General features: G+C 39.7%; 2 protein-coding genes. Both read left to right on the top strand.

The features are described from left to right. Window positions 1–777: FG-GAP repeat domain-containing protein (locus AC1DDX_RS27490; RefSeq protein ID WP_477623043.1), on the top strand; the 777-nt coding region annotated here is incomplete at its 5' end. 38 nt (window positions 778–815) lie between these two features. Next, on the top strand, window positions 816–1,283 hold a 468-nt coding region (locus AC1DDX_RS27485), incomplete at its 3' end, for a hypothetical protein (RefSeq protein ID WP_477623042.1).

Raw genomic sequence — 1,283 nt, 5'->3', positions numbered from 1 at the left:
ACGCTGTATTCATCTGTAGGAAATGAATCGCCTCGCGTTGTAGATGTTGACGGAGATGGAAGAACAGATCTGTTATGTGCAGATTCCAAGGGGAATAAAGTAGTTTGGTTAAAGGCGCCAGTTTTAAAGGGTGATACTACATGGACGGTACATGTTATAAGCGATGTAAAAGACAGGGGAACTCACCAGTTTACCCATGGTTTGGGCTTTGCAGATATCAATAAAGATGGCCGGGCTGATGTGTTTATTAAAGATGGATGGTGGGAGGCCCCGGTTGACCGTACTGCCTCTGACTGGACATGRCATCCAGCAAATTTTGGCGATGATTGCTCTCAAATGTATGCAATGGATTTGGATGGCGATGGCGATGTGGATGTTATTAGTGCTTCTTCTCATAATTACGGAATTTGGTGGCATGAACAGGTAAAAGATAGTCAGGGGAATACAGCTTGGGCACGTCATGAGATTTTTAAATCATTTTCACAAACCCATGGCCTTGCACTGATAGATATGAATCGGGATGGTCATCCTGATCTGGTAACTGGAAAGCGCTTTTACGCACACAATGGACACGATCCGGGCGAAGAAGAGCCTGCTGTTTTATATTGGTTTGAATATAAGCCGGGAAAAATTCCCTCTTGGATTCCTCATCAGATCGACGACAATTCCGGGATAGGCCTGCAAGTTGTAACTCAAGATATGAATAAGGATAAACTCATAGATATTGTTATTGGAAACAAAAAAGGAGTGTTCTATTTTGAACAATTGAAAAAGTAGCTTTTTTTGTATATTTATGATAACCAAATATTTAAATAATGAAAAAGCAATTGACGCTCCTAATTGTTGCTGTATCTTTATTGCTGGTAACATGTAAAAAAAAATCAGGACCTGATGAGCCTGAGCAAACTCCTGTTAAATTATTGTCCAGAATAATAGAGGTAAGTGGATTTCCAACACCAACCACAAAATTTACGATCTATACTTATGATGAGAAAAAGAGGATAAGTACAATTAGCTGGGCCGGAAAAGAATTTGCGACATATACCTATCATGGCGATGAGCTATTTAGCATAGATACAAAGTTCGGTAATAAGAGAAATCTTTCGGAATTTTCGTATGCTGATGGAAAACCAAAACAAATAGTCAGGAAATTTTATACCGATGGGGAATTAAAAGGAGGGGTCACGCTCGGGAATATTTATACCGGAGATAAGATTACCGAAGTTCACGTAAATGAATCTGGTACTGTGGCACAAAAGCGATTTTATCGGTATGCTGGAGAT

Source organism: Pedobacter sp. 10L46_2 (assembly GCF_056395165.1).
This window is presented reverse-complemented; position numbering and strand designations above follow the sequence as displayed.